The 22774-nt window shown below is 66.6% G+C and carries 21 protein-coding genes; 13 read left to right on the top strand and 8 right to left on the bottom strand.

Annotated features, from left to right (window positions below; translation table 11 throughout):
- Positions 1–81: 81 nt before the first annotated feature.
- On the top strand, positions 82–885 hold the full coding sequence (locus tag AC3RJ7_RS18440) for an SDR family NAD(P)-dependent oxidoreductase (protein ID WP_491457303.1): 804 nt from the start codon (positions 82–84) through the stop codon (positions 883–885).
- A gap of 158 nt (positions 886–1043) precedes the next feature.
- Positions 1044–2546, top strand: coding sequence for an MFS transporter (locus AC3RJ7_RS18435; protein WP_491457302.1), 1503 nt, complete (start codon positions 1044–1046; stop codon positions 2544–2546).
- A gap of 53 nt (positions 2547–2599) precedes the next feature.
- Here AC3RJ7_RS18435 and AC3RJ7_RS18430 read toward each other — a convergent pair whose 3' ends face one another.
- Complete coding sequence (locus tag AC3RJ7_RS18430; RefSeq protein ID WP_491457301.1) at positions 2600–3814, bottom strand: helix-turn-helix transcriptional regulator; 1215 nt, start codon at positions 3812–3814, stop codon at positions 2600–2602.
- A gap of 146 nt (positions 3815–3960) precedes the next feature.
- On the opposite strand from AC3RJ7_RS18430, the gene AC3RJ7_RS18425 reads away from it, so the two are divergent.
- The 7 genes from AC3RJ7_RS18425 (at position 3961) to AC3RJ7_RS18395 (ending at position 12558) form a co-directional block, all read left to right on the top strand.
- Positions 3961–6210 carry a glycoside hydrolase family 2 protein gene (locus AC3RJ7_RS18425; RefSeq protein WP_491457300.1) on the top strand — a complete coding sequence of 750 codons (2250 nt, stop codon included), beginning with the start codon at positions 3961–3963 and terminating at the stop codon, positions 6208–6210.
- Positions 6210–7613, top strand: a complete 1404-nt coding sequence (uxaC, locus tag AC3RJ7_RS18420) for a glucuronate isomerase (protein ID WP_491457299.1) — start codon at positions 6210–6212, stop codon at positions 7611–7613. Before AC3RJ7_RS18425 ends, uxaC begins: the two co-directional genes overlap by 1 nt.
- Complete coding sequence (locus tag AC3RJ7_RS18415) at positions 7610–9022, top strand: mannitol dehydrogenase family protein (RefSeq protein WP_491457298.1); 1413 nt, start codon at positions 7610–7612, stop codon at positions 9020–9022. Before uxaC ends, AC3RJ7_RS18415 begins: the two co-directional genes overlap by 4 nt.
- 61 nt (positions 9023–9083) lie before the next feature.
- Positions 9084–9866, top strand: coding sequence for a GDSL-type esterase/lipase family protein (locus AC3RJ7_RS18410; protein WP_491457297.1), 783 nt, complete (start codon positions 9084–9086; stop codon positions 9864–9866).
- Positions 9867–9914: 48 nt separating this feature from the next.
- Complete coding sequence (gene manD / locus AC3RJ7_RS18405; protein ID WP_491457296.1) at positions 9915–11153, top strand: D-mannonate dehydratase ManD; 1239 nt, start codon at positions 9915–9917, stop codon at positions 11151–11153.
- Between the two features lie 5 nt (positions 11154–11158).
- On the top strand, positions 11159–11749 hold the full coding sequence (locus tag AC3RJ7_RS18400; protein WP_491457336.1) for a gluconokinase: 591 nt from the start codon (positions 11159–11161) through the stop codon (positions 11747–11749).
- Positions 11746–12558, top strand: coding sequence for an SDR family NAD(P)-dependent oxidoreductase (locus tag AC3RJ7_RS18395; RefSeq protein WP_491457295.1), 813 nt, complete (start codon positions 11746–11748; stop codon positions 12556–12558). The genes AC3RJ7_RS18400 and AC3RJ7_RS18395 overlap by 4 nt, the downstream gene beginning before the upstream one ends.
- A gap of 14 nt (positions 12559–12572) precedes the next feature.
- Here the strand turns inward: AC3RJ7_RS18395 and AC3RJ7_RS18390 are convergent, their stop codons facing one another.
- The 7 genes from AC3RJ7_RS18390 to AC3RJ7_RS18360 all read right to left on the bottom strand — a co-directional run bounded on the left by AC3RJ7_RS18390 (position 12573) and on the right by AC3RJ7_RS18360 (position 19209).
- Positions 12573–13142 (bottom strand): hypothetical protein, encoded by a 570-nt coding sequence (locus AC3RJ7_RS18390; protein ID WP_491457335.1) that lies wholly within the window; start codon positions 13140–13142, stop codon positions 12573–12575.
- Positions 13143–13192: 50 nt separating this feature from the next.
- Entirely contained in the window at positions 13193–13681 is a 489-nt protein-coding gene (locus tag AC3RJ7_RS18385) for a single-stranded DNA-binding protein (RefSeq protein ID WP_491457294.1), read from the bottom strand.
- A 98-nt stretch (positions 13682–13779) separates the two neighbouring features.
- Entirely contained in the window at positions 13780–15606 is a 1827-nt protein-coding gene (locus AC3RJ7_RS18380) for a type IV secretory system conjugative DNA transfer family protein (RefSeq protein WP_491457293.1), read from the bottom strand.
- A 4-nt stretch (positions 15607–15610) separates the two neighbouring features.
- Positions 15611–16600, bottom strand: coding sequence for a DNA-processing protein DprA (locus AC3RJ7_RS18375; RefSeq protein ID WP_491457292.1), 990 nt, complete (start codon positions 16598–16600; stop codon positions 15611–15613).
- Positions 16601–16661: 61 nt separating this feature from the next.
- Positions 16662–18149 carry an ATP-binding protein gene (locus AC3RJ7_RS18370; protein ID WP_491457291.1) on the bottom strand — a complete coding sequence of 496 codons (1488 nt, stop codon included), beginning with the start codon at positions 18147–18149 and terminating at the stop codon, positions 16662–16664.
- Positions 18149–18592: a hypothetical protein gene (locus AC3RJ7_RS18365; RefSeq protein ID WP_491457290.1), complete on the bottom strand. Its 444-nt coding sequence runs from the start codon at positions 18590–18592 to the stop codon at positions 18149–18151. Before AC3RJ7_RS18365 ends, AC3RJ7_RS18370 begins: the two co-directional genes overlap by 1 nt.
- Before the next feature lie 299 nt (positions 18593–18891).
- Positions 18892–19209, bottom strand: a complete 318-nt coding sequence (locus AC3RJ7_RS18360; RefSeq protein ID WP_491457289.1) for a hypothetical protein — start codon at positions 19207–19209, stop codon at positions 18892–18894.
- A gap of 506 nt (positions 19210–19715) precedes the next feature.
- Between AC3RJ7_RS18360 and AC3RJ7_RS18355 the strand changes: the two genes are divergently transcribed.
- Genes AC3RJ7_RS18355 through AC3RJ7_RS18340 form a run of 4 tightly spaced genes read left to right on the top strand, consistent with a single transcriptional unit; the run spans position 19716 to position 22728 of the window.
- Entirely contained in the window at positions 19716–20762 is a 1047-nt protein-coding gene (locus AC3RJ7_RS18355) for a hypothetical protein (protein WP_491457288.1), read from the top strand.
- Complete coding sequence (locus AC3RJ7_RS18350; RefSeq protein WP_491457287.1) at positions 20759–21034, top strand: hypothetical protein; 276 nt, start codon at positions 20759–20761, stop codon at positions 21032–21034. The genes AC3RJ7_RS18355 and AC3RJ7_RS18350 overlap by 4 nt, the downstream gene beginning before the upstream one ends.
- Positions 21035–21046: 12 nt before the next feature.
- Positions 21047–22120: a sensor histidine kinase gene (locus tag AC3RJ7_RS18345; RefSeq protein WP_491457286.1), complete on the top strand. Its 1074-nt coding sequence runs from the start codon at positions 21047–21049 to the stop codon at positions 22118–22120.
- Positions 22121–22128: 8 nt separating this feature from the next.
- Positions 22129–22728 (top strand): response regulator, encoded by a 600-nt coding sequence (locus tag AC3RJ7_RS18340; RefSeq protein ID WP_491457285.1) that lies wholly within the window; start codon positions 22129–22131, stop codon positions 22726–22728.
- Positions 22729–22774 lie beyond the last annotated feature (46 nt).

Here is a 22774-nt window from a genome sequence, read left to right as displayed (position 1 = left end):
CATCACCGGATCCGGCGTCACAGCCCCCACCGCCGATCCGGCTCGCCCGGCATCCACCCTTCGACCAGGCAGGAATCTCATATGGACATCACCAACAAGGTCTTCGTCGTCACCGGCGCCGGCAACGGCATCGGACGCGAGACCACCCTCAGGCTCCTCCGTGGCGGAGCATCCGTCGCCGGCGTCGACCTCAATGCCGACGGACTCGCCGAGACCGGTCGGCTCGCTTCGGCCGGCGATCGATTCTCCGGGCATGTCGTGAACATCACCGACCGTGAAGCCGTCGCGGCGCTGCCTGATGCCACGGAGAACGCGCACGGCGCGGTCGACGGCGTCGTCAACATCGCGGGCGTCATCCAGCAGTTCGTGAAGGTCGTCGACCTGCCGTTCTCCGAGATCGACAAGGTGATGAACGTCAACTTCGGCGGGGTCATGAACATGTGCAAGACGTTCCTTCCCATACTCCTCTCGCGTCCCGAGGCGGCGATCCTCAACGTGGCGAGCATGGGGTCGTACGCGCCGGTGCCCGGTCAAGCCGTCTACGGAGCGTCGAAGGCGGCGGTGAAGCTCCTGACGGAGGCGCTCTACGCCGAACTCCTCGGGACGAACGTGCAGGTGACCGTGGTGTTCCCAGGAGCGATCGGCACGGACATCGCAGCGAACTCGGGCGTCAGCCTTGCGGGTGACACGTCCGCCGAGACGGCGACGTACAAGACGACGAGCCCGGTCGAAGCAGGACGCGTCATCGTCGCCGCCATCGAGAAGGGACGGTTCCGTGCGACGATCGGCTCAGATGCCGCGGCGATGGACCGGCTCTCCCGACTGAACCCGCAGTTCGCGACGACCCTCATCGCCAAGCAGATGGGCGACCTCCTCGAGGCCTGACGGATTCGAAAGCGGGTGCCGAATTCGTACTAGATCCGTCGACACGGTTCTATCACCGGCACGCGCCGCATTCTTAGTGTTGCTCTCGGCTCAGTGAAGCGACCGACGGAACAACCCGTTCGTCGCGCGAGCGGAATACCCGAAGGAGCGAGAACGCAATGGCGCGTAACCCGAAGCAGACGGCCAGCGAGGCGGACGGCGTGACCTACCGCCGCGCCAAGACCTGGGAGATCGCCCTCTCCCAGATGAACAACGGCTCGGCGATGATCTTCTACGTCCTCGTCGGCCTCATGAGCTACCTGCAGAACGCCGGCTACGGCATCGCCGTCGCGGCCGCAGGTCTCATCCTCACGTTCACCAGGGTGTTCGACGGGCTGATCGACCCCCTGCTCGCGCTGATCATCGAGAAGGTGAACTTCCGCTTCGGCAAGCTCCGCTTCTTCATGCTCAGCGGATGGGCGATCCGATCGCTCGCGATCCTGATGCTCTTCGTCTGGGCGTCCGACACCGGTCTGGGCGCGGTGTTCTTCATCGCGATGTACGTGGTGTACATCATCGGTTCGTCCATGAACGACATCGCCGGCCAGATGACCGGGCCAGTGCTCACGAACGACCCCAGGCAGCGGCCCACGGTGCAAGTGTGGTCGACGGTGTACGCCTACTTCGTGCCGGCGATATTCTCGATCCTCTCGACCGTCGTCTTCCTGCCCCGCCACGGCAACGAGTTCACAGTGGAGATGCTGAGCGAGACCGCGCTCACGTACGTGGCCTGCTCGCTCGTGTTCCAGATCCTCGCCTGTGTCGGCGTATCGCGCATCGACAAGCCCGAGAACTTCGCGCACCTCGAAGTCGACCGCGCGAAGGCGGACGTCTCGATGCGCGACATGTGGAATCTGCTCACGAAGAACGGGCCGTTCCAGCGCTACCTCATCAGCGGCGCCTCCGACAAGCTCGCCCAGGTGGTGAAGTCGCAGGCCGTGATCGGCACCCTCATGTGGGGCATCCTGCTCGGCAACATGCAGCTCGGCTCAGTACTCGGGCTCATCGCGATCCTCCCCGGCATCGTGTTCGCCATCTGGGGCGCCCGCCACACCGGCAAGCACGGATCGAAGGCCGCGACTGTCACCTGGACCTGGATCTGCGTGATCCTCGCCGCGGTGCTGACCGTGTTCTGCCTGGTCGTCGACATGGGCTCCATCCTGGGCAACCTCGCCCTCACGATCGGGTTCTTCCTCGTCTACCTGCTGCTGAACGGCGCGTCGATGGTCGTCACCGTCGCTTCGGGCGCGATGCGCGCGGACGTCATCGACTACGAGCTCGAACGCTCAGGCAAGTTTCTGCCGGCCACGGTCACTGCGACCTACAACATCGTCGATCAGATCATCTCCTCGCTCGGCGCGACGCTCGCGCTCGGCGCCGTCGCCCTGATCGGCTTCACCACGGTGATGCCGCAGCCGACCGACAGTCCGACGACGCCGATCCTGCTCATGAGCCTGCTGCTCTTCTTCGGCCTGCCGATCCTCGGCTGGGTCTGCACGCTCATCGCGATGCGAGGCTACAAGCTCGACCGAACCGAGATGATCGAGGTGCAGAAGCGCGTGGGCGCGCGCAAGGCCGCCCTGCAAGCGGCCGAACATGACACGGAGGGCGTTCTCGCCTGACGTCCTGACGCTCGGGGCCGTGGATCCGACCGGATCCGCGGCCCTGGCGTGCGTCAGCCCGTGTGGGCGTCGCGGTAGGCGGTCGGGGTCATCCCGTACACCTCGCGGAAGACCTTCACGAAATAGTTCGCGTCGTCGTACCCGACGAACAATGCAATGTCACGAACGTTCTGCGTGGTGGTCGCGAGCAGGCGGGCCGCACGTTCGGCGCGCTGCCTCGCCGTATAGGCCGCCACGGTCATGCCGGTCGCGGCTTTGAACCGGCGCGCGAGCGTCGACACGGAGACCCCGAGGCGATCCGCGAGATCCGTGGTCGAGACCTGGCTGCTGAGGTGCAGGTCAATCTCATCGGCGACTTGCCGGACGAGCGGCGGAAAGCTTCGCTGACGGTGGCGGCGAACGTGCCGACAGAAGTCGGTGACCATCTGAGACGTGAACGAAACCGACCGGCGCATGTCAGAGGAATGCCCGATCCGATGCAGACGCTGCGCGTACTCCTGAGAGATCGCATCGATCGTCACAGGCGGCAGCCCACCGCGCTGCGCTGCCACGCGCGCCATGATCCTCAGGATGGTCGTCCCGAGGAACGGTGTGTTCAGGTAACTGATCGTCTGCGGCATCCGCCCCATGCGATGCAATGCGGCAAGCGCACGCTCGGCGGAGCCGTCGGCGACGGCATCCATGAAGTCCCGCTCCAGCCGGTACCGCTCCTCGATCACCGTGACGGTCGCGGACTGCGGGGCATCGCCGGACCCCGGCGCGATCGTTCCGCCGTCGGCCTCGACCTCGCGGAGGCTGCCGAGCAGATCCTCGCTCCCGGCAGCACGCAGCAGCGCCGCGGCACCGCGGTAGACGTACTCCGCATCGACGAGCGGGTATCTCGTGCGATACAGCTTGTACAGCGGCAGGTGGGCGCTCGGGATGCCGAGCCGGCTCATCGTCTCCTCGGCCATCCCGGGGTGCATCGGCTCGTGGGTGTAGGGACCGACGACGAGCAGGTGATCGTCCCAGCGCACGAGGGTGATCGCCATGCCGAGCGGTTCGAGGAACTCGTGAACGATCTGCGGCTCCATCTCGCGCACGAACCCGCGCAGCACGGCTGCCGAGAACGCAGGCTGGAGCCGGGGATCGAGGCAGTGCGCGGCTTCGAAGGCGTCCAGGGCTGAGGGAATGTCGGTCGTGAGTTGGACCGGACAACTCAGCACCTCGGCCACCGCGGTGGCGATCGGTTCGAGCGCGGCATCGAGCGGTACGGGTGTCGTCGCCATCTGAGCCTCTGTTCGTCGAGTACACGAGGTTGTGCCGAATCAGTACTGATCGTGCGTGACCAGTTCTATCACTTCGCCGCGTCGGCTTCGTAGTTTGGTTGGGCCGGACCGGCTCGCGCCGGTGCACCAGGTCGAAGGAGACATGCATGACACCCGCTGCCCGCCAACCCCGACGAGTCGTGACGATCCACGACGGCTGGGCGTTCGCACCCGTCGAGCTGCCCGGGTCCTCGAGCTGGGAGGACGTCGCTGCAGCAGGGGAGGCGGTCGTGCTGCCGCACACGTGGAACGCGATCGACGGTCAGGCGGGCGGGGAGTACCGGCGCGGACGATCGACGTACGCGAAGTACATCGAGCCGGAGCAGGGCGACGTCGAGACCTGGATCGAGTTCGCCGGCGTGAACTCGTCGGCCGAGGTGTACTTGGGCGGCCAGTTGCTCGCGCGTCATGACGGCGGATACTCGACCTTCCGCGTGGACCTGACCGACGGTCTCGCGAGCGGCGAGCGCACGTTGCTCGTCGTCGTCGACAACGTCGCGAACGAGCACGTGTATCCGCAGCGCGCCGACTTCACGTTCTACGGAGGCATCTACCGCGGGGTGCGCCAGATCACGGTCGGTCGTGAGCACTTCGACCTCGCCGCACACGGCGGCCCCGGCCTGACCATCGTGCCCGCGCTCCACGGCGACCGCGCCGAGGTTGCGCTGCACGTCGCCGTTACCACGTCGGGGACCGAGCGCACCGCCACGTCCGTGCGCTTCAGCGTCCAGGGCGAGTCCGCGACGACAGTGCCTCTGGATGGTGGCGAGGCGGACGCCACGATCCGGATCGAGCAGGTTCGGCGCTGGCACGGCCTGCGCGACCCGCACCTCTACACCGCGCGAGCCGAACTGCTGGCCGGTGACACGGTGCTCGACGTGGTCGACCTGCGGTTCGGATGCCGCGAGTTCACGGTCGACCCAGAGCGCGGCTTCCTCCTGAACGGCGAGGAGTACCCGCTCCGAGGCGTCTCGCGCCATCAAGACCGCGAGGGCGTCGGCAATGCGATCACCGAGGAGATGCAGCACCAGGACCTCGCACTGCTGCGCGAACTGGGCGTCACGACGGTGCGGCTCGCGCACTACCAGCACGATCAGCTCTTCTACGACCTCTGCGACGAGACGGGCATCGTGGTGTGGGCGGAGATCCCGCAGATCACCGTCTTCCTGCCCGGTGCGGTCGAGAACGCCCGCGATCAGCTCACCGAGCTCATCGTGCAGAACCGCCATCACGCGAGCATCGTCTGCTGGGGCCTGTCGAACGAGATCACGCTGGCAGGCTCCGGCGAGGACGTGATCGCCGCGCACCGCGAGCTGAACGACCTCGCCCACGAGCTCGACGTCACTCGTCTGACCGCGATGGCGAACCTGTTCCTCCTCGAGACGGACCACCCGCTGGTCGGGCTCCCCGACGTCATGTCGTACAACCTCTACTTCGGCTGGTACGTCGGAGAGGTCGCCGACAACGACACCTGGCTCGACGATTTCCACGAGGCCCACCCCGGGACCGCGGTCGGCCTCGCCGAGTACGGGGCGGACGCGAACCCGCAGTTCCAATCCGCCTCCCCCGAGAAGGGCGACTACACCGAGGGATACCAGGCGCTCTATCACGAGCACATGCTGGCGATGATCGAGCGGCGCCCCTGGCTGTGGGCGACGCACGTGTGGAACCTCGCGGACTTCGGCTCCGCCGGCCGCGACGAGGGCGGCACCGCAGGGCGCAACCAGAAGGGACTCGTGACCTTCGACCGGACGCTGAAGAAGGACGCGTTCTTCCTCTACAAGGCGGCCTGGTCGAGCGAGCCCTTCGTGCACGTCGCCGGGCGCCGCCGCGCGGAGCGGGCGGAGGAGGTCACCGAGGTCGTCGTCTACACCAACCGGAGTCAGGTCACCCTGCTGGTCGACGGCGTCCCGGTCGGCACAGCCGAAGGCCGCCGGGCGTTCCGATTCAGCGTGCCGCTGACCGGCGAGCACGAGATCACCGCGCGATCGGGCGATCTCGCCGACACCATCACGCTGCGCAAGGTCGACGAGGCGCCCGCAGCGAGCGTGATGCCCACCACCGGCATCGCCAACTGGTTCGACGAGACCGACCTGCCGAGCCCTGCCGGATTCTTCTCGGTGCGCGATTCCCTCGGCGACATCAAGCAGTCCGAAGACGGAGCACAAGTCATCGCCTCGGTGATGGAGGCCGTGGCGACCAGCCGGGGAGAGGTCGGCCAGGGCGTCGAGATCCCGCCGTCGATGCAGGCGATCATCGACCGCATGAGCGTCGAGAAGCTCATCAAGCAGGCAGGCGGCGTTCCCAGCGAGGCCGTCGCTGCCCTGAACGCCCGACTGAACCTCATCGCCAAGTGATGTCGACCCCAGACACGTTCCACCGTGACCCGGCACGGCTGCTACCGGTCGATCCCACTGTGCGCGCGATCGCGCTCGACCTGTACGCGCGAGTCGCGGATGCCCCGATCATCTCCCCGCACGGGCACGTGCCACCGTCCCTGCTCGTGAACGACGAACCGTACGCCGACCCGGTCGCGCTGCTGGTCACCGGCGACCACTACGTGACCCGGCTGCTGCACGCCGGCGGCGTCGACCTGGCCGACCTGGTCGTCGGCGAGGCCGGGCGCGATGCGCGAGCCGTGTGGCGCACGCTCGCCGCGCACTGGCACCGGTTCGCGGGCACCGCGTCGGGATACTGGATCGAGGAGGAGCTCGACGGGGTCTTCGGCATCACCACGCCGCTCGGCCCCGAAACGGCCGACGCGATCTTCGACGAGATCCTCGCGGCGCTCGCGCGCCCCGAGTTCCGGCCCCGCGCGCTGTTCGAGCGGTTCGGCATCGAACTCCTCGCGACGACGGACGACCCGCTCGACGATCTCGCGGAGCACGCCGCGCTCGCCTCATCCGGCCTTGCCGGCCGTGTCGTGCCGACCTTCCGGCCCGATCGGTACCTCGATCCCGACGCACCTGCGTTCGGTCGAGACGTCGAGCGGCTGCTCGGCGCGACGGCGCGGCCGGCCGACTTCGCCGGCTACCTGGGCGCGCTCGAGGAGCGGCGCGCGTACTTCATCCGGCACGGCGCGGTCTCGACCGACCATGGCGTCGAAGAGCTGTTCACCGTCGACCTCGACGCAGCCGAGGGGGAGCGCCTGTTTCGGGCCGTGCTCGCGGGCACCGCCGATGCCGCTGAACGTCGCGCATTCCGAGGCCACATGCTCGTGCAGATGGCGCGCATGAGCGCCGACGACGGGCTCGTCATGGCCATCCACCCGGGCGTCCTCCGCAACCACTCGACGACGACGCACGCACGGTTCGGCGCCGACACCGGGCACGACATCCCCGTCGCCACCGAGTTCACCCGCGGCATCCGGCCCCTGCTCGAACGGTACGGGCTCGAGCGCGACCTCCACCTCGTGCTGTTCGCGATCGACGAGACGACCTACTCGCGCGAACTCGCGCCGCTCGCCGGGTTCTACCCGAGCGTCTACCTGGGCGCCCCGTGGTGGTTCCTCGACGCACCCGACGCGATCGCCCGCCACCGCGCGGCCGTGACCGAGACGGCCGGCTTCTACCGCAGCAGCGGCTTCATCGACGACACGCGCGCATTCCTGTCGATCCCGGCACGACACGACACGGCGCGCCGGGTGGACGCCGGGTTCCTCGCCCGCCTCGTGGCGGAGGGCCGAGTACGCATGCCTGCCGCTGAACGGATCATGGACGACCTCGTCGGCGACATCCCGCGGGCGGTGTTCAAACTGTGACCGACCTGACCTTGCTGACCCGCGCGTCGGTCGCAGTCCCGACGCCATCCGAGCGGATCGTGCACCTCGGCTTGGGAGCGTTCCACCGCGCGCATCAGGCCTGGTACACGGCGCACGCGAGCGACGCCGACCAGTGGGGGATCGTTGCGTTCACGGGCCGCAGCCGCGATCTCGTGGACCGTCTCGCGCCGCAGGACGGTCTCTACACCATCGTCGAGCGCGGCGCCGACGGCGATCGTTTCGAAGTCGTGCCGTCGATCGTGCGCGTCGAGGCCGGCGACGATGTGCCGGCCTTCGTCACGGCAGTCGCGGCGCCGCAGACCGCGATCCTCACGCTCACCATCACCGAGGCCGGGTATCGGCTCGCTGCCGACGGAACGGTGGACCTCGCCGACCCGGTCGTCGCATCCGATGTCGCCATGCTGCGGTCTGCGCTCGTACGGGAGGCATCCCTCGCCCAGGCCCGCGTCGTCGAGCCATCGTCTGCCCTCGGCCGTGTGCTGCTCGGGCTGGACGCGCGCCGCCGCGCGGGCGCCGGTCCGATCGCGCTCGTGCCGTGCGACAATCTGCCGAACAACGGCGGACTTCTCCGGCGCGCATTGGCCGACCTCGCTGGGCGAGTGTCCGACGAACTGGCCGCCTGGCTCTCTGCGAACGCGGCAGTCGTGTCCACCTCGGTGGACCGGATCACGCCGGCGATCGACGCAGTAATCGAGTCGGCCGCGATCGGCCGGGCGACCGGATGCCTGGACGCCGCGCCGGTCGTCACCGAGCCGTTCTCCGACTGGGTGCTGTCTGGAGAGTTCCCGGCCGGCCGGCCCGAATGGGAGGCCGCAGGCGCCCGGTTCGTCGACCACCTCGAACCATGGGAGCACCGCAAGCTCTGGATGCTGAACGGTGCGCACACCGTGCTCGCAACGCTCGGACAGGCGCGCGGCCACGCGGTCGTGAGCACCGCGATCGAGGACCCCGTGTGCCGAGCGGCCGTCGAGTCGCTGTGGGACGACGACGCCGCGCAGTTGCCCGACCTTGACCTCACCGCATACCGAGCGGCGCTTCTCACTCGATTCCGCAACCCGCGCATCGAGCACCGTCTCACGCAGATCGCCCTCGACTCGACCACGAAGGTTCGCTTGCGCATCGTGCCGGTCGCCCTCCGCGAACTCGCCGCCGGCCGAACCGCTGGCGGATGCGCAGCCGCCATCGCCGCATGGATCCTCGGCATCCGTTTGGGCACGGCAGCGTTGCCCGGCGGCATCGCCGCAGTCGCGGCGTCCGGGCCGCTCGAGGCAGCCGCGCGAGACGCCCTCCTCACCGCGCTCGACCCGGGGTTCACCGACCATCCGGAGTTCGCAGAGCTCGTGGGTTCTGCGTTCGCCCGGTTCTCGCCGGACACGCCCTTCCACTGAACCCGTCGGGACCTGCATCCGCGTTCGCTGAAGGCGCGTGACCCATCGAAAGGAATTGCACATGACGAAGGTGTCTCCCGCACCAGACGGGCATGTTGCCCAACTCCCGCGCCGCTCCCGGCGCACGATTTGGAAGCGAGTCACGATCATCGGCGGGTCGTTGATCGTGCTCTGGCTCGTCGCGAGCATCGTGGCGCTGTTCTACTTCGGTGCCGATCGGCCCGAGAAGTACGAGGGCCGGGTTTCCCAGATCATTGAAGAGCATCAGGGCACCGAGTCGCAGGGCGCAGTGCTCCTGACCGGCAGCTCGTTCTTCGAGAACTGGGAGACCTCGGCCGAAGACCTCGCGCCGCTCGTGAGTGTCAACGTCGGCATCGGCGGCACGAGAATCGGCGATCAGATCCACTACATCGACCAGCTCGTCACCCCGTTCAACCCGCGAGCAATTGTCGTATATGCGGGTTCGAACGATCTCGATGGATTAGGCCCGTTCTTCGCCAAGTCCTCCGACGAGGTGGTGCCGAAGATTCAGGAATACGTCGGCCTCGTGCACGACCGGTTTCCGGAACTCCCGATCTACTACGTCGGCATCGTCGAGTCCCCTTCCCGCGAAGGCGTCCGCGAAGAGATGCGAGAGACGAACCGCCGTCTCGCGGAGTGGGCAGCGGACACGGGGGAGGTCACCTTCATCGATACCGCCTCGGCAATGCTGACCGAAGAAGGAGAGATCGACGGCACACTGTTCGGCTCCGATCGCCTGCATCTCAATGAGGCCGGCTACACCAGGTTCGCCACTGCGATTCGCGAGGTGCTCGTGCCCGAGTTGTCGCCACGCGGAGAATGACGCTCCGCTCCCACGTATTCCCATCGCATAGAACCACGGAAGGCTCTCATGATCATCGACAAGGCTGAAGTCATCGTGACCAGTCCCGACCGGAACTTCGTCACGCTCAAGCTGACGACCGATGAGGGGCACACCGGCCTCGGCGACGCGACGCTCAACGGGCGTGAACTCGCCGTCGTCGCCTATCTGCAGGAGCACGTCGTGCCGCTGCTCATCGGCCGCGAAGCGAGCCGCATCGAGGACACCTGGCAGTTCCTGTACCGCTCCGCCTACTGGCGCCGTGGGCCGGTCACGATGGCCGCGATCGCCGCCGTCGACATGGCGCTCTGGGACATCAAGGGCAAGGCCGCCGGGATGCCCGTCTACCAACTCCTCGGTGGTGCCTCGCGCAACGGGCTCATGGCCTACGGACACGCGTCGGGCAAGGAACTGCCCGAGCTGTTCGACTCGATCCGGGCGCACCAGGAGCAGGGGTACAAGGCGATCCGCGTGCAGACGGGTGTGCCAACGCTGAAGGCGATCTACGGCATCGCGGCGCAGGGCGCCGATGTCGGCGACGCGACGGTGCGCTACGACCACGAGCCTGCGCGGCGCGGCGCCAAGCCCGTTGAGGAGGACTGGGACACCCGCGCCTACCTCAACCACCTGCCCGGCGTGTTCGAGGCGGTCCGCAATGAGTTCGGACCGGATCTGCCGTTGCTGCACGACGGGCACCACCGGATGACCCCCATCCAGGCTGCACGACTCGGCAAGGACCTCGAACCGTATGACCTGTTCTGGCTCGAGGACTGCACCCCGGCCGAGAACCAAGAAGCGCTGCGCCTCGTGCGCCAGCACACCACGACACCGCTCGCGATCGGCGAGATCTTCAACACCGTCTGGGACTTCAAGGACATCATTCGCGACCAGCTCATCGACTACGTGCGCGGCGCGGTCACGCACATGGGCGGAATCTCCCCGCTCAAGAAGACGCTCGACTACGCGGCGATGTATCAGGTCAAATCCGGCATGCACGGCCCGACCGACATCAGCCCGGTCGGTATGGCCGCAGCCATGCACCTGGGTCTGTCGATCCACAACTTCGGCATCCAGGAGTACATGAAGCACGGGGCGAAGACCGATCAGGTGTTCGAGCAGTCCTTCACCTGGACGGATGGATACCTGCATCCCGGCGACCAGCCCGGCCTCGGGGTCGAGCTGAACATCGACGAGGCTGGCAAGTACCCGTACGAGCAGGCCTACCTGCCCTACAACCGGCTCCTCGACGGAACGGTCCACGACTGGTGACCGAGATGACCGAACGAATCGAGGCGACCGGTCCTGACCCGGTTGCGCCTGTCCCGCCCGCAGCGATCGTCGTCATGGGGGTTGCCGGTGCCGGCAAGTCGACCCTCGCCGCAGCCCTCGCCGACCGGATCGACGGAGTGTTCATCGAGGCAGATGACCTGCACTCGCCAGAGGCGAAGGCTCAGATGGCCGCCGGGATCCCACTCACCGATGACGACCGGTGGCCCTGGCTCGCCCGCGTAGCAGCTCGGGCGCGCGACGAGCATGCCGAGGGACGCGCCATCGTGGTCTCCTGCTCTGCCCTCAAACGGAGATATCGCGAGTTCCTCATTCGGGCCAGCGAGACAGACCTCGCGTTCGTGCACGTGCACGGCACTGAGGCCGAGCTCACCGAACGCATCACCAAGCGAACCGGTCATTTCATGCCCGCGTCGATGCTCGCCTCGCAACTCGAGGCGCTCGAACCGCTCGCAGCCGACGAGCGCGGCTTCGTAGTCCCCCACCACCTTCCTGTGACGGAAGCCGTGGAGGTCGCCCTCCGAAATGTTGCGGCCGCAGGTGCCGGCGGCTCCCACTTAGAGAGGGACCGTTCATGAACGAGGGGCTCGACAGCGTGCACGAGGCACCCGGACTCGCACGCGGCATGCGTGCCCTCGTGACCGGAGCGAGCTCCGGGATCGGGGCCGAACTCGCCGTGCAGCTCGCCGAACGCGGGCTGGACCTGGTCCTCGTCGCCCGCCGTGGGGACCGCCTCCTCGAAGTCGCCGAACGCATCCGCAGAACTGCGTCGGTCGACGTGACGGTCATCCTGATGGACCTGAGTGAACCGGATGCGGCGGAGCGGCTTCACACGAGAACTCACGGCCTTCGCATTCACGTGCTCGTCAACAACGCCGGAATCGGCACCGACGCCGACGTGATCGAAACCGAAGCGGAGCGTCTCGACGAATTGTTGCGCCTGAATGTGCTCGCACTCACAGGACTGTCCCGCCGCTACACCGCCGACATGGTCACGAACGGCAGCGGCATCGTCGTCAACATCTCGAGCGTCGCCGCAGCGATCCCCACTCCGCACATGGCCGTCTATTCCGCGAGCAAAACGTATGTCTACAGCTTTACCTACGCGCTCGATGTCGAGCTCAGGGGAACCGGTGTCCGCGCCATCACTGTCATGCCAGGCACGACGCGCACCGAGTTCAGCGCCCATGGTGGTCGCATCCCCGGCCCCGACAGGATGCACGCCGCTCCCGCCGATGTCGTCGCGACCATTCTGCGCGCACTCGACACGCCGGAACCCCCGAGCGTCATCGTGCCAGGCACGGCGAACGCGGTTACAGCTGCGCTGCTTCCTCGGCTGCCACGGGGGCTCGCCGTGCCGCTTGTCGCCCGAGCCATGCGAGCCTGATCTCCCGCGCCGCTTCAACGGTCGTTTGGGCGGCGACAACCTGTCTGAGGATCGGATGACTGTCCGTCGGCCGCACGCCGCCGCTCGATATCCGTGACGACGAATTCAACGAAGTCGGCGTCACGGTCCGCGATAACGACGTCGTCAATGGCCTCGGCCGGCGCCTCACCCGGCCACGCGGTTTGGCGGGTGGGCCGATCGCGGTCGAGGCGGGTGCCGGAGGTGGCGACCCAATCGTGCAGGCGGTTGCGAGCGTCGGCGAAGTCGCGGTGCCAGCCGAAGGGAGCGGAGCCGTGCTGCTCGGGGTCGTAGGCGCCGAGCCAGTGAAGGTGCAGCGCGGAGAGTTCCCACACGAGTTCGGGATGGCGGTGCCAGAGCGGCGGGATGATCGACGCCGGTAGGCCGTACGTGCGGCGGAGCCAGTTGACCCAGCGGTTCAGCTCGATCCACTCGGTCTCGGCTTGCTCCGCGGTGAGCAGATTCCAATTGACCGGATGCGGCGGCTCGGCGATCAGTGGCTCGGTGGCGCCGTCGAAGGCGTGGTCGTCGAAGAGAGCCTCGTTGAAGGTGCGTCCGCCGAGCAGGGACTCCCGGTCGGCGGACGCGGCGCCTCGCGATGCGTCGACCACGTCGATCACAATCCGAGGACGGCGTTTCCGTAGGCTGTCGGCCCGCCGCTCTCGTGCGCTCGCGGCTGATCGCCCTCCGACACGAGGGTGTCATGGGCCTTGGCCGTGGCATCCGCCTGGACTCCCGCGGCATGGCGGCGGGAGCGATCGACCTCGTACTCGGTGCGCGCGAGGTCATGACCGAGCTTCTTCGCCACGAACTCTTCGCGGTCGACGATCTCGCCGTCGTGCTCGACCTGGAAGGTGCGGACGTAGCCTTCGGCGACGAAGCTGTCGCCCTTCGCGAATTGGGCCATGGCGCGGTCGGCGGTGGCGCGGTAGGCGACGAGGTCGTGGAACGTGGGCGTGAGTTCGGTGAAGGTGCCGTCGTCTTCGCGGCGGAATCGGGGTTGGCCGATGCGTGCGTAGAAGCGGGTTTCGCCGCGCTCGGTGACCGACTGTCGGGGCTCGGTCGCGATGAAGCCCGAGATGGATTGCTGAGTGTGCAGAGCCATGGGACTGTGCCTTCCTGTGCCGGGCGGATCGTCGATCCGCGCTCACCAATAGGTGCGCTCGGCGCTCCGCCGCGGTATCCACCCCCATCGCGCCGGTCTCACTCGACGGGTTCGGTCGCCGCGTCGGCTTCCGGTTCGGATGGCGCTTGTGGCGTTGGTGCGCGCAGCAGTGCTTCGACGTTGGCACGCCCTGCCCGGAGTGCCGTCCCGTCGGCTCGTCGGGTCCAGGCGCGGAGGCGCGCAATGATCGGCGGGGCCGAGCGGAGCAGGATGAGGCCTGTGCCGAAGGGGAGCGTGCGGATCGCGTCGGGTGCCATCGTCGCAACGCGTCGTACCGATCGCTGCGCTGAGCGTGATCCGCGGTCGCCGATGGTGGTCGAGTCGGTTGCGTCGTCTCGATCGCCGATCAGGGTGGAGAGATCCTGCAGGTCTTTCGAGTTGGATGCTCCGCCGAGGACGATCTTGACGATCGAGGCATCCCAGATCGTGCTGGCTGCGCTGTCGGACCACTTGGTTCTGGCCTGGGCGAGGGATTGCAGCACCGGCATGGTCGTGATTCCGGTACCGCCGCCTTCGGCCATGAGGCTCGGGAGCGAGGGGAGCGGGGCGAGGTTGCCGATCTCGTCGAGGGCGAGCAGCAGGGGAGGGTCGAGGCGGGCGCCGGAGCTGCGCGCGGCGATCCGGCGGGCTGTTTCGATGACGTCTTCCAGGAACGCGGCGACGAGCGACGCGGCGTTGTTCGCGCCTGCACTGGTGGCGAGAAGATAGAGGGTGCCGTTGCTCCTGAGGAACGACTCGGGGTGGAATTCCTCCTGGTCACTGGGAGAGACGGCATCGAGTACGCGCGGGTCGGCGAGGGCGGCGAGCGAGAGGGAGACGCCCTGCCAGATCGAGTCACGGGTTCGTGGGTCGGCTTCGAGCATGGCCTGCAGGGAGTCGCCCCATCCGACCGCGGCGGCAGGGTTGGCGGTGAGGATCGCGACGGCGTCGGCTGCAGCTGCGGGGTCGAGGGTCCAGCGGAACAGTTCGACGGGCGTGCGATGGTCGAGGGCGGCGGCATGGAGGAGCGCTTGGAGGGCGACGCGGGTCTTGGCTTCCCAGAAGCTGCCGCTTTCGACTCCACCTGCGGCGAGACCGGTGCCGGCGGCCAAGCCGGTCGCGCGGATCATCGCGTTGAGCGGGTCGTCGCAGCCGCGAATGGGTGACCATCGAAGCCCTGCCGGGATGCCGGGAGCGAGGTGCTGCGGGTCGAAGACGGCGACCGGCCCATGCTGCTCTCGCGCGCGCAAGGTGGTCGTGAGGTTGTCGGGGCGAGTCGAGGTCGTCACGACAGGCCCGGGGGCATCCAGGATCGCGTTGATGACGATGTGCGCGCCCTTGCCGGAGCGGGGTGGGCCGATGACGAGGATCGAGTCCTCGACCGACGCCCACACCCCGACGCCCCGGGAACTGCCGAGTCGATAGCCGACATCAGCGGGGGTCGCACCCGTCAATGACGGGCGGAGGTGGTGGGCGCGCCGCATGAGCGCAGCGTGCGATGCAGTGTCGGCGATCTCGGATCGCGTGGCGATTCCCGGGTACCGAAACGGGTCGATTCGGCGGGCATGCGTTGACGTGCGGAACGCGCGACCGATCAAGAGTACGGCCGCCGCGGCGGCCGCCACGAGCAGTCCGGCAGTGACCCAGTAGGCGACCGGATGCAGGCTGGGGGCGCCGAGTGCACTGCCGGGGTCGCCGGGATGGAAGAGGACGGCGACGCCGGACCCGGGGCCGCCGGTTGGTTGAAGGATTCCGGTGGCCCATGCCGCGACGCTTCCAGCGCCTCGGAGCACGAGTGCGAGTCCGGCACCACCGATCAGCACGAACATGCCGAGGTTGGTGAGCTCGTCGCCGAGCCCCGCCGTTGTGTGTCGTTGGGTGCTCATCCGTCTAGCGACCGATTCCGGTGCCGACGAGGCGACTGCGGCGAGCTTGGGAGTAGGCGAACGGCCGGCCGGCGGCGTATCTGGCGGCCGGGTCGCTCAGCGCGATGATGTCCGCGGCATTGACGACGAGGTTGGCGATGCCGTCCTGGATGAGCCGGTGCGCGCCGGTGCTCGCGACCGAGGTGAGCGGACCGGGGACGGCGCCGACCGGGCGGCCGAGCGCGTGCGCGATCCCGGCGATGTGCAGTGAGGTCGAACGCCGACCGGCTTCGACGACGATCGTCGCGCTGCTCAGTACCGCGACGAGCCGCGCTCGCTGGAGGAACCGCCACTTCGTCGGCGCAGTTCCCGGGGGGAGTTCGCTGAGCAGAAGACCCCCTGCACCGGTGACGTGGGCGAAGAGGTCGTCGTGTCCACTTGGGAATGGGAGATCGAGTCCACCGGCAAGGATCGCGATCGCGCGACCGGGGGCTGTGTCGGTCGCCGTGCGGAGGGCGGCAGCGTCGATCCCGTATGCGCCTCCCGTGACGATCACCTTCCCGCGGCCGGTCAGGTCGGCTGCGATGTCTGCCGCCATCCGATCGCCGTATGAGGTCGAGGCCCGCGCTCCGATCATTGCGACTCGCTGTAGCAGCGGGACGTTCAGCGGTGCAGCGTCGCCTCTCATCCAAAGGGCGAGCGGTTCGCTCGATCCGAGCTGGCTCAACTCCGCGGGCCAGCTCGGGTCCTCGGGTGTGATCATGCGCAGCTCGTGCTGATCCATTCGGCGCTGGATTCGTTCGTTCTCGCCAGGCGTGACCCGGGAAGCGAGCCGTCGACGCCAGAGTTCGCCTTCTGCAGGGTCGATGTCGGACGGGAGGGCGGTGCGCGACTCCACGAGCGCGAGGGTCTCGGAGGCGCCGAGGCGGCCGACGAGGGTGCCGGTGATGATGTCGGCCGGTTCGGATGCGACGGCGAGCGTCATCCTCGCGTCACGTTCGTCGTCTCTACTCACGGAGCCTCCTCGGTGTGAACGGAAGGTGCACCCGCGTCACCGTCGTCACGCGGCATCCCGATCACCGTGTAGCGCCCGCCATCATGCGGGCCGTGGTGTCGAACGCTGCCAGCTCGGCAGGGTGGAGTTGGTGCTGAACCACGAAGCTCCGGTCCTTGACGCGCCAGAGGCCTTGCCCGGTGCCAAGGGTCGGTAGGAGCTTCTGCTCGGTGCTGGAGAGCCCCAAGGCCGTCGCAGTCGCGCCGAGTTGGTCGGGCTCCTGCCGGTAGACGATGCGAGTCTCCGCGTTCGCGAGCAGGGATGACGCGAGGGCGCGCATCGCGGACCCGGAATCGCCGACGTTGTCGAGGTCCGAGAGCTTGTGGAAGATCAGCATGTTCGCGATGCCGAAGTGCCGGGCGAGGCGCCATTGGGCGTCCATGCGACGGAGCAGCGCCGGGTAGGCCATGAGTCGCCAGGCTTCGTCGTAGACCACCCAGCGCTGCCCGCCGTCGGGATCGGAGAGCGCTGACTCCATCCATGCCGACGAGCAGGTCATCAGCACTGAGATGAGGGTCGAGTTCTCGGCCACCCGCGACAGATCGAGCGAGACCATCGGCAATGACGGGTCGAACCGGACCGTTGAGGGCCCGTCGAATAGGCCTGCGAGGTCTCCGGCGACGAGGCGGCGGAGCGCGTGGCCGACGAGGCGTCCGTCTTCGCCCAGGCGACGGTCGGGGTCGGTCGTGATGCTCGGGTCGAGGATACGGTCGACGACCATCGGCAGGATCGGCACGTCGGCGCTGCGCACGGCGTCGTTGAGCGCGAGGTCGATGGCGGTGTGCTCGAGGGGTGAGAGCGGGCGGTCGAGCACGGTCTCGGCGAGCGCGCCGATGAGCTCACGTCGGCGTGCGGCGAGTTGGGCGGCCCACTCAGCGTCGGATGCATTGCTCGGCCGGTGTCCCTCATCGAGCGGGTTCAGCCGATTGCGGAGGCCGTGGCCGAGGATGATCGCCTTGCCACCGACGGCCTCGGCGACGACGGTGTGCTCTCCCTTCGGGTCGCCAGGCACGTAGACGCGCCGTCCGAACGGCAGCGATCGCGTGTAGAGCGACTTCGCGAGTGAGGATTTGCCGGAGCCGACGATGCCGGCCAGCACGACGTTCGGGGCGGTGATCATGCCCTGCTGGTAGAGCACCCACGGGTCAAAGACGAAGGAACCGCCCGAGTAGAGGTCCTGACCAACGAACACGCCAGCCGAGCCGAGCCCGCCCTCGGCGAGGAACGGGTAGTGGCCCGCGAGGGTCGCCGACGTGTCCTGATGCTTCGGCAGCTTCAGCCGGCCCGGCGTACGGAGGGCAGCGGGTCCAGGCTCGCCGGAACGGGGCAGGTAAGCGGCCGCGCAGGCGGCAGCACGCTCGGCGTCGAACTGTTCACGCCTCGTGCAGGCAGCAGCCTTGCGGGCGTCGTGTTCGATCTTGGATGCTGCGCGCTTGCGTGCCCGCCGGAGACGATGCGGCTCGTGGTGAGGGTTGATCAGCTGCGTGGCGTGCAGTCGCTCGCCGATCATCACAAGGCCACCCCATCCTGCACCCCCGGGCCGCGCGTCGTCGAGGTCGGGTGTGCGAGTGATTCGCTGGCAATTGATCGGGCAGGCCGTTCGAAGACGGGGATCGTTCCTCCGCCCGTGATCGGCTCAGGTTGAGGCTGCGCTTCGTATCGGCGGAGGAGGGAGACGTACCCGTACTTCTCGCTGTACGTGAGCGCATAGGGCGACCCGAACGGTTCGATAATGTGATCGGTGTTTCCGGCGGGCAGGGTGTCGTACACGTAGCCGTTAGCGAGGGCGGTCTCGACGCTCTCATCGCCCAGGTCGCGTTCGCTGAGACGGTAGATCGCGGAGATCGGACCTTCCGCGTCGATGAGGTCCAGGAACTCCTCGGCATCCTCGCCCTGGAGGAAGTCGATGCTGATCCATCGCGTCGAAGGCTCATCACGCTCATAGAGATACATGCTCGGCTCCAATCAGGTTGCTTCGAAGGAAGGTGTGCATCCTCCTGTCGACGACGCTTGAAGGGGACCATAGCGACGGCCGACAACTGGGCCACCCGGACAGAGCGGATGGGTGATCTCGGTGGAGGGGAACGGGCGTCGACAGAGCATCATCGAGTGCGAGGTAGATTGCAGTGTGCTCGAGGGGCGTGAGTGGGCGATGCAACACGGTCTCCGCGAGGGCGCCGATCAGGTCGTGACGGCAAGCGGCGCGATGCGCCGCCCATCCCGCATCGGATGCCGCAGCCGGACGATGCCGCTCATCGAGCGGGTGGAGACGGTTGCGGAGCCCGTGCGCCTGGCATCGCGCCAGCGGGCACGGTCGCGTTCATGGGCGCGTGTCTGCGCAGGAGCGAGACGAACCCGAACGTGTGTCGCTGGGACTGCGTTGTAGACGCATCGTTGACGAGCGCTGCCTCGATCGTCTCGTCGCCATTGTCGAACTCGCGGAGGCGATAGATGGCCGAGATCGGACCCTTCCGATCGATCACCGCCAGGAATCCACCGGCCTCCTCGCCTTGAAGGAAAGCCACGCTGATCCGACGCGTCGACGGTTCATCTCGTTCGAAGGCGTCCATGGTCTGCTCCAATCCGGCAAGCTTCCCCTGGTACGCGTGGGCTCGACACCGAGAGTGCGGATGCATCAACGCCTGCTCCCGTCGTGCAGCGGAGCAGCGACCGCGTCATCGCGCAGTTCGACCGGTCTCTGGATTCCCAGGAATGCGACGGCGCTGCGCCAGCGTGGATCGAGCGCCAATGACGGGTGGCGTCGTGTTCGAAGGAGACGCTTTCCGTCGCCCTACAAAGGCCGGGCGGCGGCACGGCCGGACGACCTGCTCGCTCCCGCGAGCGTCGCGAATGGTCGTCCGCACGCCCGCAGGAGAAGGCCGACGTCGAGCTCACGCGGCTTGCTGCGGCGGTCGCCTCGGCCCGGCGCCGGAGGCGGATCTACGCGTGCGGCACCGCCCAATGAGTGTCAACTTGCCGAACTTCGGGCCGCTCGTCGCAGACGAAGTATGCCGAAAGTGATATTCCCCGGCCGCCGCGCCGGGAGTTACTCTCCTCGCGAAAGGTGGTGCAACAAATGAGAAACCCGATGCGAGCGATAGCGTTGCTGGCGGCCGTCGTCGCGCTTCAACTCGCAGTATCGCAATCTGCAAGTGCCGATATTTCTGACCCTGACGTCGGTGATGTCTCCGAGTGGATGATTCCAGCTGACATGAGTGCGACCGACGTTGATGCGGCGGTCGCGTCGTCTGCTACCCAGCCGATCGAGACCCGATACGCGATCGAAGCAGATGGTGAGGTGCTCACGATCGGCGTCCCATGGGACGGTAGCGCAGCCGACGACAGCGCCGTGATCGAGGCGACGCTCGACGACTTGGCGGAGGCTGAGTCTGCGACGGCAGCGCCCCCTCCCAATGGAGAGGTTGTCAAGAATGTCATGCCGAACCTAGTCGCAACCGGGCAAACTGAACTCTCGTCGGGCACTATGCACCCCAAAGTGCTCGTCGTAGAAGGTTCCTCGTCGAACCTGGCCGCGAACGGCTTTGTCGCGCCTGCATCGACCGACACGATGGCCGCCACACCGGATGAAGCAGTGTCCTCTCTGGACTCCACTGAAACCAGTGAGGCGTCGTGCGGCAACTGGTGGCCGTTCTACACGAGCTCATATTCGGCAGCAAGTAGCGCTGGCGGCCGCTACAATACACTGAATTTCCGGTGGGCATCGAGCAACCTGACAGCGTTGCGTTGCACTGGTAGCAGCACGTTCGAGCCTGACTTTGTGACGTACAACTACGACTCGCGCTACTACTTCTCGCAGAAGATGCTGGCCTGGTCTACGACCATGCCGAGCGGCTACTGGGACACCAATGCGTTCGACGGTTCCCAGGAGCGCGTGTACACAGTTGGGTCAAGCAACACTGCCAGAGTCGCTGCGAACACCAACTACAACGTCTACTTCCGAATGTCGAACGGCAACTATTCCTCCGACACGGCGAAGATCGTGTGGCAGCGCGGCCACTACACATGGGGTTGCCCGAGTGGACCTGCGTGGTGCATCTTCGCTGACGCCAGCAAGATTCAATACGCATGGGTGATCAAGCTTCCGGGATCATGGAAACCATGACGATCAAACAGTCTCGGCGAGGTCGAACCGCTCTGGTGGTCGGCCTCGCCATCGTTGTCGTGGCGCTCATTGGCTGGGTCGCCGATCAGGCATTTCAGGTTCTGAGCTACGATCGTGCCGAAGCGGCGTGTGTTCGCGTGCTCCCTTCCGGCAGCACGGAGTACAGCGTCCAATGGCAGCACTTTCCAGCGCCACACTGGGTTTGCGCCTACGACGATGAAGGTGGCCTTGTCTCACGCGATCTTGGTTTATGGCCGAATGTTGAGGAGTGATGAGCGAAGGAAATGACCTCACCGATACATCCGCAAGCGCACTTGAATCTTGCTGACCTCACATTGCTCAGCAACAACGTCGTTGAGCAACTGGGACACGCTCTGTTCCTCCGCGGCAGTTCCCTTGCGACTGCAGATGCGATCGATGGCGCGCTTGAACAAGAGACCAGAGCGATCCTCCGCGAAGTTCTTGAGCGCCTTGAAGAGGGGAAGGATGAGTCACCGATTTCGATCGAGTATCACGATCGACAGGCACTGACAAACCATGGCGAGCGCGCAGCGCTCCTTTCGATCGACCCGGCGGAACCGCTCATGGCCGCCGAACTGCTTTTCCGGATCGCCCTGCCGCTAATGGTGGAAGCTGTCATCGACACAGTCACGGCGGTGCGGGAACTCGACGTGGCGGTTGCCCTGCACCACGCAATCTGGAGGCGTTTTCCGGTTGGCGCGATCGCCTACGTTGACGCGCTTCGAGCGAAGGCGCAGAGCGTCGAACAGGACGCACGACATCGGCTTGCGCGGCACCTGCATGATCACATCGCTCACGGAATTGCTTCGGGAATTCAGCGTCTCGAAGTTGCACGCCTCGCGCCAAATGATCCGGCCGACCCTTCGCTGGTTCGCGCGATCGAGATTCTTCGGTCGACGCTTCGCGATGTTCAGGAGACGGCGTTTGACCTCCGTTCACTCGTTGGGGGAAAGTCGCTCGGCGACGCTATCGCAGCTCACGTGCTGGCTGAGAGCTCGAGCGATATTCCTGTCAGAATCCTCGAGAGTGGCACGCGTCGGCCTCTCTCGCAGGTCGCGGAAGAAGAGATATTCATGATCTCGCTCGAAGCGATTCGGAACGCCAGGTCGCACGCGGTCGCTGCGACCACAATCACAGTTGCGGTCAACTGGTCGGAATCAGGTATCGAACTCGCGGTCACGGACGACGGGAATGGCTACGAGAATGAGGGCGTCCGTCCCTCGGCGCTGGGGCTCCGAGGAATTGGGGAACGAGCACGACTTATCGGGGGTGACATCACCTTCCTACATGATCCGGGCGAGACCGGGATTCGCTTTCGGATGCCCTTCCCCTCATAGATACGACCATGAGTATCGAAACAATCCGCGTGGTTATTGCAGACGACCATGACTTGTTCAGGGACGGGGTCAGGGCGATTTTGTCAACCGACCCAGCCATCAATGTTGTTGGTGACGCGTCCGATGGGACGCAGGCCATCGAGCTCGCAATTCGTCTGACGCCGGATGTCCTGCTTCTCGACGTCGAAATGCCCGGGACACCCGCGCCGTCAATCATCTCTCGACTCAATTCAGGGAACTCCGGGGTTCGGGTGCTCGTCGTTTCAATGCATCAAGACCAATCAATCGCAACTCGGCTTCTCGCGTTGGGAGCGACAGCGTTCGTGTCCAAATCTGCCCCAGCGACAAGGCTCCTCGACGCAATCCACGAGACTTCGATCGCAACACCCTTCGTAACCATGTCGCAGAGCGGTACCCCGATTTTGTCGATTCGCGAACATGAGGTGCTCCGACTTATCGCCAGGGGGATGACGAACGCAGCGGTCGCCTCAAGATTGTCCATTTCGACTGGAACCGTGAAGCTTCATAACTCGCACATCTTCGCCAAGCTCGGCGCTCAGTCCCGTAGCGACGCCATCTATCGCGCGACTCTACTGGGCCTGCTGTAAGGCGAAGGCCCCCGGTTGTGACGTGGAGCTGTTCAAGGAACCGCTC

This window comes from Agromyces solani, assembly GCF_058349925.1.
This window is presented reverse-complemented; position numbering and strand designations above follow the sequence as displayed.

Excerpts from the sequence above, each read along its gene's own strand:
- AC3RJ7_RS18385 (WP_491457294.1), bottom strand. The coding sequence starts at position 13,681 with ATGGCTCTGCACACTCAGCAATCCATCTCGGGCTTCATCGCGACCGAG.
- AC3RJ7_RS18430 (WP_491457301.1), bottom strand. The coding sequence starts at position 3,814 with ATGGCGACGACACCCGTACCGCTCGATGCCGCGCTCGAACCGATCGCC.
- AC3RJ7_RS18435 (WP_491457302.1), top strand. The coding sequence starts at position 1,044 with ATGGCGCGTAACCCGAAGCAGACGGCCAGCGAGGCGGACGGCGTGACC.
- AC3RJ7_RS18350 (WP_491457287.1), top strand. The coding sequence starts at position 20,759 with ATGACGATCAAACAGTCTCGGCGAGGTCGAACCGCTCTGGTGGTCGGC.
- AC3RJ7_RS18360 (WP_491457289.1), bottom strand. The coding sequence starts at position 19,209 with ATGGACGCCTTCGAACGAGATGAACCGTCGACGCGTCGGATCAGCGTG.
- uxaC (WP_491457299.1), top strand. The coding sequence starts at position 6,210 with ATGTCGACCCCAGACACGTTCCACCGTGACCCGGCACGGCTGCTACCG.
- AC3RJ7_RS18370 (WP_491457291.1), bottom strand. The coding sequence starts at position 18,149 with ATGATCGGCGAGCGACTGCACGCCACGCAGCTGATCAACCCTCACCAC.
- AC3RJ7_RS18440 (WP_491457303.1), top strand. The coding sequence starts at position 82 with ATGGACATCACCAACAAGGTCTTCGTCGTCACCGGCGCCGGCAACGGC.
- AC3RJ7_RS18345 (WP_491457286.1), top strand. The coding sequence starts at position 21,047 with ATGACCTCACCGATACATCCGCAAGCGCACTTGAATCTTGCTGACCTC.
- AC3RJ7_RS18425 (WP_491457300.1), top strand. The coding sequence starts at position 3,961 with ATGACACCCGCTGCCCGCCAACCCCGACGAGTCGTGACGATCCACGAC.
- AC3RJ7_RS18400 (WP_491457336.1), top strand. The coding sequence starts at position 11,159 with ATGACCGAACGAATCGAGGCGACCGGTCCTGACCCGGTTGCGCCTGTC.
- AC3RJ7_RS18410 (WP_491457297.1), top strand. The coding sequence starts at position 9,084 with ATGACGAAGGTGTCTCCCGCACCAGACGGGCATGTTGCCCAACTCCCG.
- AC3RJ7_RS18395 (WP_491457295.1), top strand. The coding sequence starts at position 11,746 with ATGAACGAGGGGCTCGACAGCGTGCACGAGGCACCCGGACTCGCACGC.
- AC3RJ7_RS18380 (WP_491457293.1), bottom strand. The coding sequence starts at position 15,606 with ATGAGCACCCAACGACACACAACGGCGGGGCTCGGCGACGAGCTCACC.
- manD (WP_491457296.1), top strand. The coding sequence starts at position 9,915 with ATGATCATCGACAAGGCTGAAGTCATCGTGACCAGTCCCGACCGGAAC.
- AC3RJ7_RS18365 (WP_491457290.1), bottom strand. The coding sequence starts at position 18,592 with ATGTATCTCTATGAGCGTGATGAGCCTTCGACGCGATGGATCAGCATC.
- AC3RJ7_RS18340 (WP_491457285.1), top strand. The coding sequence starts at position 22,129 with ATGAGTATCGAAACAATCCGCGTGGTTATTGCAGACGACCATGACTTG.
- AC3RJ7_RS18355 (WP_491457288.1), top strand. The coding sequence starts at position 19,716 with ATGAGAAACCCGATGCGAGCGATAGCGTTGCTGGCGGCCGTCGTCGCG.